Raw genomic sequence first — 13072 nt, 5'->3', positions numbered from 1 at the left:
ATTAACAAATAACCCCATATTATATAATAAATGAATGTTCATGTATTTACGTGTCGTTTTTTGCAGACTCCGATCGGGTTCTATTAAAGTGAATCTCTCAAGCTATCCCTTAAACGAAAGGAATGGTGTATAGGAATGAGGAAAAATTGTAACCGCTTACTTAAGATTGTATTCTGCTTTATCCTGCTAGCCTCAATCATAACGCCTGGTACCAGTTCTCCTGCTTTGGCCAAGGTTCTGCCGGGATTGGCGGATGTGTCCAGAGAAGTAGCCGCCGAAGGGATTGTGCTGCTGCAAAATCCGGGGTATAAACCTGCCGGGGCACAAGTGAACGAGAATGAACAAGTGCTTCCGATCAAGAAGAGTGAAAATGTATCGGTGTTTGGCCGCATACAAGCGCATTACTACAAATCCGGCACAGGCTCCGGCGGAGCTGTTCGTGTGGAGTATGTGAATGGCATTCTGGAGGGGCTACGGAATAACCCCAGCCTCAAATTGAATGAAGATCTGGCGAAGATCTATGCGGAGTGGATCAAAACACACCCCTTTAACAATGGCGGTGGCGGATGGGCAGCCGAGCCGTGGTCTCAGGCGGAAATGCCTTTAACGGATCCTATCGTGGATGCAGCAAAGGCAAAATCTGACGCAGCTGTGGTTATCATCGGCAGAACAGCCGGTGAAGATAAGGATAACACGGACGTCAAAGGCGCCTACCGTCTCACGGATCTTGAAGTAGATATGCTTAACAAGGTGTATGCCAAATTCGATCGGGTTGCGATTGTCTTGAACGTAGCCAACGTTATCGATATGTCATGGGCCAAGAACTATCCCAAAGCTGCTATTGTCTATGCATGGCAGGGGGGAATGGAGGGCGGCAGTGCAGTAGCCGACGTGCTGACCGGAGATGTTACACCAAGCGGAAAATTGAGTGATACGATTGCAGCTACACTGGCTGACTATCGTTCCACCGCCAATTTTGGCAGCAGAACGGAAAATGCATATGCCGAGGACATTTATGTAGGTTATCGTTATTTTGAGACCTTTGCTCCTGAAAAGGTGCTCTATCCATTCGGATTCGGACTGTCCTATACCAATTTCAAGATTACTACGAATAATGTTAACGTTAGCGACGATGAAGTTGCTGTAAACGTAACTGTGCAGAATACGGGAAAGACCGAAGGTAAGGAAGTTGTGCAGGTGTATTACGGCGCGCCGCAAGGGAAGCTTGGCAAGCCAACCAAGGAACTTGCTGCTTTTGCCAAAACCCGGTTGCTTCAACCTGGGGAATCTCAGTCAATCACGATTACGTACGATACCAAAGATATGGCTTCGTATGATGACAGCGGAATTACAGGTCACGATTCCTCCTATGTTCTGGAGGCCGGTGACTATAACATTTTTGTAGGGAACAGCGTAAGAGACAGCGTGAAGCAAAAGACGTATACATTGCCTCAGTTGAAGGTTGTAGAAGTTTTGCAGGAAGCACTCGCACCGACTAAGAATTTTGACCGTATTAAACCAGGTGCGCCTAAGGGTGACGGAACCTTTAGTGAAGTTACTGAAAAGGTACCGACACGGAGTAACAACCTGGATGAGAGAATCAAGCAAAACCTCCCTGCGGCCATTCCGCAAACTGGAGACAAGGGCTACACCTTATTGGATGTGTACAATCAAAAAGTTACGATGGACCAGTTTATTGCTCAATTCTCCAACAATGATCTGGGAGCGATTATTCTAGGGGAAGGGATGTCCAGCCCTAAAGTTACTGCAGGTACTGCTGCAGCATTTGGCGGCGTCACCCAAAACCTGCTGAAATTCGGGCTTCCGATCGACAGTGCTGCCGACGGCCCATCGGGCATCCGGATGGAGACCAACGCAGAGAGAGCGACCAGTATTCCGAACGGGACGATGCTGGCCTGCACATGGAACACTGAACTGAATGAAAGACTGTTCGACCTGCTCGGCAAAGAAATGCTGATCAATAATATTGACACTTTGCTTGGACCAGGGATCAATATCCACAGAAGTCCGCTGAACGGCAGAAACTTCGAGTATTTCTCAGAAGACCCGCTGCTGACAGGCATCATGGCTGCTGCTCAGACAAAAGGCCTTCAGAAGAACGGTACAGCACCGACACTCAAGCATTTCGTGGCTAACAACCAAGAAACAGACAGACACCTTGTCAATGCACTCGTCTCGGAAAGAGCATTGCGTGAGATTTATTTGAAAGGCTATGAAATGGCAATAAAGAGCGGGAAGGCGCGTTCGGTAATGACGTCCTATGGACCGGTCAACGGAACTTGGGCTGCCAGTAACTATGATCTGAATACCACCATCCTGCGTGGAGAATGGGGCTTTGATGGTATTGTCATGACAGACTGGTGGGCAAAGTTGAGCGAAGACCAAGGCTTCTATGCCTCTTCCAATCGTTATGACGAAACGAACGGCAAATCCATGGTTCGCGCGCAAAACGATTTGTACATGGTCATTCCGAATAATAATGCAGAGACTCACAGAAACCGGAATAACAGCACCTTCAATACGATGGCTTCGCTTACGAACGGCAGCCTGACATTAGGCGAATTGCAGCGCTCTGCCAAAAATATTGTGAACTTCCTGATCCAATCTCCAGCTTTTGCAAGAACCGCTAAAGTTGATTATGTCGTCAATTATACACCGGGGAAAGATTGGTTCCGGGTAAGTACGGCCAAAGCCGGAGATCCGCAGCTCTCCGGGATTACAGTAGGCGGCAAGAAGATCAAAATCTTCAATCCGCTGAAACTTGATTACAAAGCGTTTGGTGAGACGGATGAAACCAGCACATATCCGGAAGTTAAGGCTACAGGGATGGCTGGGGTAGACGTAACGGTTCGACAAGCCGACAAAGATCGGCCAGCTGCTGTAATTACAGCTACTGCCGGAGGAGAGAAACGGACTTATAAAGTAATATTCTCATCAGAGGAAGGTCTGGAGCCGATTTTTGAGAATCCTACCTATGCCTATTTGAAGAGTATTTCCGTTGGCGGCAAACCACTCGAAGGGTTCTCGCAGACCCGATTCAGTTACGATGTAGGTCTCACTAACGGGGCTGTGTTGCCTGCAGTTACGTTTGAAACCAACACAGGCATAACAGCGAAGGCCACAGTAGATAACGTTAATAAAAGAGTGACCATCAAAGCTGTAAGTACCGACCAAGCCAACTCCTATGTGATCCAGTTTGGTACGACACCACAAAGCGACGAGTTCGACAGCACCACGTTGAACAGCTTCTGGACCATTAATAAAGAAACTGCTACAAATGTGGAAAATAAAAATAACTGGTCGTTAAGCACGGTTCCCGGATTCTTGAGAATCATTGCTGAAAGAGGCGATTTCTGGAGCGATCATGCCGATCTAAGAAATTACTTCCAGCAAGAAGCCTTTGGTAACTGGGAAGCTACTGTGAAGATTAATATGAGTAAAGCGCCTAATCAGAATTATAACGGCGTGGGTATTACGGCTTCACAGGATAACAACAATTATATTTGGGTGAAGTATGAATTTAGCACCGGCAAAATTATAGGTATGGTCAAAGAAACTGGAGGAACAGCACCTGTAACCATCGGGCAGCTCTCAGCCAGCCAGGTGACCAATGTGTTCGGCGACAAGAAAGAGCTGTATCTGCGCCTCAAAAAAATAGGAAACAGCTATTCCGGTTATGTTAGTGCAGATGGCGTAGAGTATATTTCACTCGGCAGTACAACTGCGAATTATGCCAATCCGAAGTTTGGATTACTGGCTTCCAACGGCAGCCAGGTCCTCACAGAGCCATTTATTGCTGATTTTGACTATGTGAGAATCAAAAGTGATGTGGCTTTGGCAGTGAAGAAAATTGGCAAGAACACCAAACTGAAGGTGGCTGAAACGGAGTTCTCCTCCATTACACCAGTCATCACGCCGGTCACTTGTAACGATGTAGACGGCGGATTATGCTACACCAACACCAATAAAGGTGAAGCGATCTCCTATAAAGTGAATGTGGAGAAGGCAGGCACATACAAAGTCACATCACGTCTTCGTTCCAGTCAGTCCGATGTCGCGCAAATGTCCTTCGGTGTCTATGATGGAGACAAACATCTCGGCACCTTCGATCTGACTACGACCAAGGGCGAATGGAAAACGTTCAGAATTCCGGATGTTCAATTATCTGCCGGCGAGCATAATCTCAGAATTGTCTTTGAGAGCGCTGGTATTGATATCAACTGGCTGACCTTCCAGCTGAAGCAGGATAATGTAGACACATCAGCGCTGGATGCAGCTATCAAAGCTGCACAGAACATTGATATGAATGCGTATACATCCTACAAAAAGCTCAAATTCAATGCTGTGCTAGAAGAAGTGAAGGGTGTTCTTCTGGAGCCGATTAATGACGAGGTTGTTGCAGACGCGATTGCTGTTCTAAATGCGGCTATCGCAGATTTGAACACTTCATCCATGCCAGTCAATCTGGCGCCAAAGGATACTCAAAGCGTGGAGAACGGTATTCGAGTCTACGCGTATAACGCACCATGGATTTATGCAGGCAATACCCAATTCAGATTTGAAGCGGGTACGGATGCCATGAGTTATGTCAATTCCAATGACCTTGTCTACTTTGGGCAGATTGACCTGACCAATCTGGCTGAAATCAGAGTACAGTATGCCCGTGAAGGCGCGTCCGCCCCATCCTTCAAGTTCTATACGGAGGCAGACAACACGGGGAAACCGGTAAAACGATCCACTACACAAGGCAGAGCGTATGCTGATGCCTATAGTGGTGGCGGTTCTTTTGAATACGGAAATGAGTTTGCCAGCATCACTCTGGCTCAAAAGGCAGGCGCTGCCTGGACCGGATATGGCATGGCTAGCACCAAGCAAACGCTGGGCAATGCCAACATTGATCACTATGTAGCAGATGACACTTTCCTGGACAGAAGCAAAGCAACAGGAAAACAAAATGTCTATATGCGATTCAATGGACTGAACGCCAACTTACAGTATATTGAACTCATTTATGCCGAACCGATTGAGGTTACCTTTGATCTCAATTATCCAGAGGCACCGGCAGCAGCCAAAGTAAAGGCGCTTAAGGGAGAAACCTTTGGAACGCTGCCGCAGGCACCGGTTCGTGAAGACTTCCTCTTCGAAGGCTGGTATGACAATAAGGCAGGGGAAGGCAGTGCACTGACATCGCAGACGGTATTGAATGCAAGCACAGTGTTCTACGCTAAATGGAAGGAAGATCTTCAAGCCAAAGAGATTGTCTCGATTGCCCAGCCGCAGCTGCTCAGTGTACCGTTCGGTACTGCAGCAGAGGAACTGAATCTGCCGTCAGAAGTGGAAGCAACACTGGGTAATCATAAGACAGTTAACTTGACTGTACAGTGGGATACCAAGGATTACAACGGTGGCAAAGCAGGGAACTATACCTTGGCGGGAACCTTCGAGCTGCCAGAGGGTGTTCTGAACAGTGCCAATAAAACAGTGGCCATCACTGTGGTCGTACTGCCGGAAGGCACCCACCCGATCAAGATTACTGAAGTAGAGAAGCTGGAGAGCAGAAGCGTTGACTTCGGAACAACCTTTGATAAGCTGGATTTACCATCGTCAGCTAGCGTAACACTGGATACGTATGGTACGAAGGCACTTGCGGTTGAATGGAGCCCAGCGGGCTACAACGGCAATGCAGAGGGAGCGTACACCCTAAGCGGCACATTGGTGCTGGAAGAAGGAATGATCAATCCAAGCGATCTCAAAGCTTCCATTATCGTTAATGTCTTGCCGGAAGTAGTTAAGGTTGCCAAGATTACTGCAGTGCAGGAACTGGAAGGCAAGAGTATTCCGTTTGGAACTGAATTTGCCGGATTGAAACTGCCATCTTCAGTTACAGCGACATTGGATAATGGCGAGACGAAGGACATCACCGTGAAATGGAGCAGTGAAGGCTACAATGGTCATCAGGAAGGAAGCTATACTTTGAGCGGCACACTGGTGCCAGCTGAGGGAATAATTAATCCAGACGACCTGAAGGCATCTATTACGGTTCATGTCCTGCCGGAAGTCATTAAGCTGGCAGAAATTAAGACCGTTCAAGCATTGGCGAGCAAGAGTGTTGCTTACGGTACTGGCTTTAATAGCCTGGAACTGCCAGGAGCAGTATCCGTAACTTTGAATAATGGAGACATTAAGATCGTTTCCGTTCAATGGAACCAAGAGGGGTATAACGGTAATGCAGAAGGAACATACACTCTTACGGGGAATCTGATCCTGCCGGAAGGTGTAGTTAATCCGCAAAGCCTGAAAGCGGAGATTTCTGTAGTCGTCAGACCTAACAGTGGCGGAAGTTCAGGTGGTGATGGCGGTTCGAGCGGAGGCGGGCAGCAGCCTGGCGGGTCGGGCCCAAGCACACCGGTTACTCCATCTGTTCCAGGGGAAATCGTTAAGCCTGGAGAGCAACAACCTCAGTCTCCAGCGACAGGTGAAGGCATCAAGACACCTGAGCAAATCAAGCAAGAATTGAGTCTCAAATTTAAAGATGCTGTGTTGATTCCAAGCTGGGCAGAATCTGCAGTAGCAGCCTTGGCTGAGAAAAAAATTATCGGTGGGCGCACGGACGGAAGCTTTGATCCGAGTGGCCAAGTGAACCGTGCTGAATTCCTGGCTATGGTTGTCAAAAGCTTTGACTTTAGTCTGGGCGACCAACAGAAATCATTCACCGACGTTCTGAGCGGAGCCTGGTATAAAACCTTTGTTGATATCGGAACGTCTAATAATCTGATCAACGGCATCGGTAATGGCCTGTTCGCTCCTAACAAGAGTATCAGCCGTCAAGACCTGTGTGTCATTGCATTCAACGCATTGAAGAAGCTGAATGTGGAGCTGCCGCAAGTGACCGAGCATGACTTCCCGGATGATGCTTCCATTGCGGGCTACGCCAAAGAGGCGGTCTATGCCTTCAAAGCACTGGGTATTGTCAATGGCGGCACCGGCGGAAAAATGGACCCGACTGCACCGGCCACTAGAGCGGAAGCAGCTGTGATTATCAAGAACGTACTGGATTACTATACCAGCCTCACAAGCACAACTGTACAATAACCTCTATTTAAAAGGAGCTGGCAGACTGCATTAGTTTGCCGGCTGTCCCAAAACCATCTTCACCTCGCGTAACTAAATAAGGGTATCCCGGCGCCGCTCTTACATGACGGACAGGGATACCCTTATTTTTCATTGTCATTGTAAAAGAACGCTCTACTACAGTGGGCGATGAAGGCTACCCAGCAGTTCGCCCATTTTCACTTTGGTGTTGACCCGCAGGCCTGGGCGCGGAGAGAAGGTACCGTTCTCAGTGAGCAGCACGACCGTTGACCCAAATTCAAAGTAGGCGAGATCGCCGCCTTTTTCCCACGTAACTACCTTGTCATCCGCGTAGCGGATGCTGCTGACATTCATTGCGCCTACCTTAACTACTGCAGTCTCGCCGTAGTCTCCGGCAATATAGGTAATGAGCCGTTCGTTGCGACTCAGCACCCCTTTCATGTTCCGCATGCCGAATTCATTGACGGGATAGGCCCGTCCACGGATATAATCGCTCTCCACCTTGCGTCCCGCAATCGGAGAATGTATACGGTGATAGTCGGTAGGGCTCAGGTAGAGTACGAAGAAGAACCCCCTTTTGTACAGCTCCAGGTGGGGGGAATGATTCAGCAGTTCCTCCAGTTTATAATCCTGGCCTTTTACATTCATAATAGTGCCGGCCTGTATTTCTCCCATGGCGGTAATCATCGCATCCACAGGGCTTGCCAGCGTGTTGGGCTCCGGTGCAACAGGACGCATGCCAGGCTTCAGCCGTCTGCTGAAGAATTCGTTCAGCGTACGGTATTCTTCGGGATTCTTTTCCGCTTCAGCGGCTGGAATACGATAAGAACGAATAAATGCCGGAATAAAGAAACGGCTGAGTCTGCTATGGGATAAGGCCCCCATCACCTGCGAAAGCCATCTGTGTGAGGACAGCTCGGTCATCAGCCGTAGCAATTGTTTAACCATGCCCATCTCCCTTCCATAATACAGCAGTACGGCCCGGCGAACCCGGACCGTAACCGCTCTGCATTATATTGACATAGAATAGGAGACAAATCAACAACCTTCTACTAAGGCCTGCCATTTTCCAGCAGAAAACGTGCATAGCCCATGGGTCGGCGGTAGCTGTCTTTCCAGGTCTCGGCCAGGCCGGCTTTGCGGAATCCGTAGCGCTGATCGCGCCCGTTGCACTCGATGAAGAACAGGCGTCCGTTCGCAGCGATACCGATATCCAGTCCCACATCGGCCAGCTCCGGAAGGCCCTGTTCCAGCCAACGTGCAACGGCAAGACCAAGAGTGCCAACCGACATGCGAAGATGGGCAGCGGTTTCGCCTGGAAAAGCCTTCTCCAGCGCGACATTGGAACGGAGCGCTTCGCCGCCTCTGGCAATGTTCGAGACGAAGCCGCCGGGGGCGGCCACCTTGGCGAACATGCCGGTGATCTGCCATTCCCCGCCCCAGCCGCGCTGAACGGTGACGCGCAGATCAAAGGGCCGGCGGCCGATGACGGCTAGCGGAATGCGCTCCTGCACCAGATACGGCACGGAGGCCAGATGGCTCCGCAGCGCCCGTGGCAGCGCATTTATACTAACAGGAACGCTTACCCAGTGCCGCGATCTGGCAGAGTAGTAAATCCAGGTCCAGTTCCCTGCATTCCGGTGAATCAGGCGCATGACACCTTTGCCGATACTTCCTCGGCAAGGCTTCAAGATGAGATCGGGGAAGCGCTCCATCATAAGCTTCAGCCCGGACAGGCCAAGCGCCGTAGCTGGTAGGAAGTCCCGGAGCTCTGCGCTCTTCCGGAGAAGGGTGTGGATCTCGTCCTTGCCATAACGGTTCCAGGCGTTGAAGACTCTGGGACCATGGCGGAGCAGCCTTTTCATGCCAGAACTGTTCTGATGGTAAATAGCCCGGTTATGAATGACGGTGGGCGTGGGGATGATGGCTCTCCGGTATCCCTGGGTTTCTTTTATATAGGCGGCGCTGAAGCCCGAATCTGTATCGATTTCATCCAGACGCAGGAAGCATGGGACCAAGCCGTACACAGCGGCTGCCTCCTCATAGTTGGAAAGGGATTCCTGTCCCGTTCTCAGCCGGGGAACGCCCCGGTGCATTGCGGCATTAAGCAGTATTCCTACGAGCTGTTGCCCCATGTTCGTTCCTCCTGTTATCTTCAGTCGCTTACGGCAGTATGCTTCTCTCCTTAGTGTATGTTTGTACGTCCTGATCAGGGTGGACGAATGCGCGGCGGCAGACGCCCTTTTTTACGGAGCCAGAAGGGTGTCATTCGCCTACCTCGCTGCATATGATGCCTAGGAGATACATTCGATGGAAGGAGGGGACTGCTTGTGAGGAGAACCCCAAAAAAGCAGCCGCGTTCTGCTAAAAAGAAACCCTATTTCGTAGATAATCCCAACACTGAGGAATTGAGTCTGCTGGATAGAAGCCAAAAAGCTTTTCCAATGAACGAGAGCCCAGTTAGCTTTACAGAGGCAGATGAAGAGGCGGATGAAGAGGCACAGCAGGCATTACAGATTAGCGCGGTGGGGATGGCGGAAGCAGATGCGGCGGTGGCCGTGCCGAATGTCGTACCTGCCGGAGAGCAGCATCGGGAAGAGAAAGTTCAGAATCAGTTGACTCCACAGAAGGAGCAAGAAGCGGATACAACTGTCTTAAGGCTGGCAGAGAAGGAGCGTCTGCAGCCCGTGTATACAGATGATCTGTCCGATGCATCCGTCACCGGGGCCAAGATTGCTCCCCGCACGATCGATGGTTCCAAGCTCAAGTACGGTATTATTGGCACACCTTGGCTACAGGATTATGCCGTACAGAGTATAAATATTGCGGACAAGGCAGTAACCTCCTCCAAGCTTGCTCACGAAGCTGTTTCGGGTGAGCATTTGGCAGAAGGCAGTGTGACCGGAAGCAAGCTGCTGGACCACTCCATTGGCGCAGAAAAGCTGAAGAATGGCAGCATCGGTCCGGATAAGCTTGCAGACCGCGTAATGGACGGCGGTAAAATTGCCGACCATTCGATAGAGAGCCGTCATTTAAGCCAATTCATTATCACGTCGGATTTGTTGGAAGACGGTGCCGTTACCGGTGACAAAATAGGAAGCGGCAGCATTGCCAGCCGCCATTTGGCTAACGGCAGCATTGACCGCTCGAAGCTGGCGGACGGCGCGGTGGCAGAAGACCAGATTGCCGATGGCGGAATCACGGGTGCCAAGCTGGCCCAAGGTATTATTGAAAGTGGTCATCTCGGCGACAGTGTCATCCTGGCGCAGCATCTGGCGCCGGGTGCCATCGGGCGGGATCAACTAGCCAGCGGGCTGATCGGCAAGGAGCAGCTCCAGTCCGGGATCATCGACAGCAGCCATCTGGTTGATGGCGCCATCGGATCGCGCCAGCTCCGCACGGAAGCGGTGCGGGCGACGCATCTCAGCCCAGACAGCATTGGGGGGGAACACATCGCCGAAGGGGAGATTACCGGCCGTCATCTGGCTGATCGAAGCATTTCTTTCGTGAAGCTGGCAGAGGGGGCCGTCGGTACCGCCCAGCTTGTGGAGCAGGCGGTCACAGCTTCGAAAATTGCGGACCAAAGTGTGCTGGCACACAAGCTGGCCGATGAAGCCGTGAATACCCGGCACATCGCCAAGTCAGCCGTACGCGGCCCACAACTGGCCGCGCAATCTGTATCCTCTGTTCATATTCAGCGGGAGTCTGTGGAGCATTCTCATCTGGCAGAGAACGCAGTGGGGCCCGAGCAGATTCAGGAGGAAGCGGTAAAGACCCTCCATCTTAGTCCCGGTTCTGTTACGGGGGGACAGCTCGCAGTGGAAGCTGTGGGTCAAGAGCATCTCCGTCCACTCAGCATTACCTCTGGCAAGCTGGCGGACGGTGCAGTTACCACCTCTAAATTGGCAGCCGGTGCGGTAGGCAGTCATGCCCTCGCCCGGGAAGCGGTCAGCGGGGATCATCTGGCTCAAGGTACGGTAGGGGAGAAGCATTTGTCCGATGACAGTATTAGCGGACGTGTGTTAAAGAGTGCCGCAGTGCAGGCCGAACATTTGGCGCCGGGATCGGTAGAGCGGCGGCATCTTGGGGACAACAGTGTGACAGAGACAGCTCTGCAACCCGGTGCAGTTTCGGGCGACAAGCTTGCCTCCGGTGCAGTGAAGGAGATTCATTTATCCGCAGGGGCGGTTCAGCCGCATCACCTGGCTGATTATGCCGTGACTTCACTTAAGCTCTCGCCGGAGAGTGTATCCACGGATAAACTTGGTGACTTATCGGTCACCTCGATCAAGCTGGCGGACGGTAGCGTGGATTCATCCAAGCTGACGGCGGGTGCCGTTCTTCCCGAGCACTTGTCTCCAGGGGTGATCGGGTCAAGCGCGGTCGCCGACAGTGCCTTACAGGGCAAGCATTTGTCCATCGGAAGTATTGGCGGAACACATATCCGTCCACTTTCTATCGGCAATGGCCATATTATCCCGAACGCCATTTCGTCCATTCAGCTTCAGAATGGAAGCATCGACGGCACGAAGCTGGCGAAGAGTTCGGTGAATGCTGGTCACCTGGCTGCGGATAGTGTGGGGGAAGGTCATCTGGGCTCCGGTGCGGTCAAAGGCCGCCATATCGAGCTTGGTGAGATTACACTACAGCATTTAGCCGAGGAAGTGCGGACAGCAGAACTACTGCCAGATGGAAGTATTACCGGAGAGAAGCTCGCCGACAGCGTCATCGGTCCCCTTCATCTCACACCCGAGAGTGTGTATGGTGAGCATATAGCCGGGAATACCGTAGAAGGCCATCATATCGTGTATGGAAGTATCACGCTGGAGCATCTTGCACAAGAAACGCGGACAGCTAAGCTGTTACCCGATGGCAGTATTACCGGAGCGAAGTTGGCGGAAGGTTCGGTGGACACGGTCCATCTTACACCGGATAGTATAAAGGGTCAGCACTTGGACGATCAGTCGGTAGAAAACCGTCACATCCGCCCCGGCAGTATCACCATGGATCATCTGGCGGAGGAAGTGCGGACCTCCGAGCTGTTGCCTGATGGCAGCATTACCGGAGAAAAGCTGGCAAAAGGCTCTGTAGGCTCCTTCCACCTTACACCTGGCAGTGTATATGGCGAGCATTTAGCCGGGGAGATGGTAGAAGGCCATCACATCCGTCCCGGCAGCATTACACTGGAGCATTTGGACGGAGAAGTACGGACTGCCGATCTTCTGCCTGACGGCAGTATCACCGGGGTAAAGCTTGCGCAGGATGCAGTAGGTTCCCTTCATCTTGCTCCGGGCAGTGTTTATGGAGAGCATTTAGCCGGAGAGATGGTAGAGGGGCGTCACATCATACCTGGCAGTATCTCCATGCAGCATCTGGCAGAAGAAGTGCGAACGGCTGAGCTTTTCCCAGACGGCAGCATTACTGGTGTCAAGCTGGCGGGCAGCTCCGTAGGCTCCACCCAATTAGCGCTGGGTAGTGTATACGGTGAGCATTTGGCAGCAGAGACGGTCGATAGCCGTCACATCATACCTGGCTGCATTAACCTGTCACATCTGGCTGAAGAGGTACGGTCAGCTGAACTGTTGGTGGACGGAAGTATTACTGGTGCCAAGCTGGCGGAAAGCTCTGTAGAATCGCTCCACCTAGCCCCGGGCAGTGTAAATGGGAAGCATATCGCAGATGAGACGGTCGATAGCCGCCACATCCTCCCAAGCAGCATTACTCTCGCCCATCTGGCTGAAGAGGTGCGTACAGCCGAACTGTTGGTGGACGGAAGTATTACCGGTGCCAAGCTGGCGGAAAACTCTGTAGAATCGCTTCATCTAGCCCCGGGCAGTGTAAATGGAGAGCATATCGCAGACGAGACGGTCGATAGCCGCCACATCCTCCCAAGCAGCATTACTCTCGCCCATCTGGCTGAAGAGGTGCGTACAGCCGAACTGTTGGTGGACGGAAGTAT

The 13072-nt window shown here is 51.5% G+C and carries 3 protein-coding genes and 1 pseudogene; 2 read left to right on the top strand and 2 right to left on the bottom strand.

Annotated elements, in window-relative coordinates; genetic code table 11:
- Window positions 1-135 precede the first annotated feature (135 nt).
- Complete coding sequence (locus ACFVU8_RS22555) at window positions 136-7113, top strand: glycoside hydrolase family 3 C-terminal domain-containing protein (protein WP_387430318.1); 6978 nt, start codon at window positions 136-138, stop codon at window positions 7111-7113.
- Window positions 7114-7269: 156 nt separating this feature from the next.
- Here the strand turns inward: ACFVU8_RS22555 and asd are convergent, their stop codons facing one another.
- Together asd and ACFVU8_RS22545 are read right to left on the bottom strand one after the other, a co-directional pair.
- A complete protein-coding gene (gene asd, locus ACFVU8_RS22550) occupies window positions 7270-8061 on the bottom strand; it encodes an archaetidylserine decarboxylase (protein ID WP_387430316.1) in 792 nt (263 codons plus the stop codon).
- 104 nt (window positions 8062-8165) lie between these two features.
- Window positions 8166-9248, bottom strand: coding sequence for a YheC/YheD family endospore coat-associated protein (locus ACFVU8_RS22545; protein ID WP_387430314.1), 1083 nt, complete (start codon window positions 9246-9248; stop codon window positions 8166-8168).
- Window positions 9249-9443: 195 nt separating this feature from the next.
- Here ACFVU8_RS22545 and ACFVU8_RS22540 point away from each other — a divergent pair.
- Window positions 9444-13072, top strand: a pseudogene (locus ACFVU8_RS22540) (hypothetical protein); the annotation flags it as partial.

The sequence above is a fragment of the Paenibacillus sp. NPDC058177 genome (assembly GCF_042883835.1).
Taxonomy (GTDB): domain Bacteria; phylum Bacillota; class Bacilli; order Paenibacillales; family Paenibacillaceae; genus Paenibacillus_AQ; species Paenibacillus_AQ agri.
The sequence above is the reverse complement of the archived record's forward strand: the minus strand, read 5'-3'. Positions and strand labels throughout refer to the sequence as shown.

Bases quoted from the DNA above. Each gene is read 5' to 3' on its own strand.
- ACFVU8_RS22555 (WP_387430318.1), top strand. From the start codon at position 136: ATGAGGAAAAATTGTAACCGCTTACTTAAGATTGTATTCTGCTTTATC.
- asd (WP_387430316.1), bottom strand. From the start codon at position 8,061: ATGGTTAAACAATTGCTACGGCTGATGACCGAGCTGTCCTCACACAGA.
- ACFVU8_RS22545 (WP_387430314.1), bottom strand. From the start codon at position 9,248: ATGGGGCAACAGCTCGTAGGAATACTGCTTAATGCCGCAATGCACCGG.